The following is a 255-nucleotide window of genomic DNA, read 5'->3' on the forward strand; positions in this document are numbered from 1 at the left end:
ACGTGATGTCGGTTACCCAAACCTTGTTGGGTTCCACAACATCGAACTGGCGCTTCAGCAAATTGGGTGAGACGACCGCTGGCTTACCGCCGTACTTTCCAGGGCGGCGTCGATAACCTGTCTGAGAGCGCAGCCCTTCAAGACGCATCAGCCTCGCCACACGATGACGACCACAATCCTCACCGACCTCGCGCAGATCGTCGTGGATTTTGCGATAGCCATAAACGCCGCCGCTCTCCAGCCAGGAATGCTTGA

General features: G+C 57.3%; 1 protein-coding gene. It reads right to left on the reverse strand.

What is annotated here, in order from left to right; all coding sequences use genetic code 11:
- Positions 1-255, reverse strand: a 255-nt coding sequence (locus QMX96_RS26980) for an IS3 family transposase (RefSeq protein ID WP_282362744.1), incomplete at both ends; no start/stop codon positions are given.

The sequence above is a fragment of the Pseudomonas sp. PS01300 genome, from assembly GCF_029960155.1.
Lineage (GTDB): Bacteria > Pseudomonadota > Gammaproteobacteria > Pseudomonadales > Pseudomonadaceae > Aquipseudomonas > Aquipseudomonas palmensis.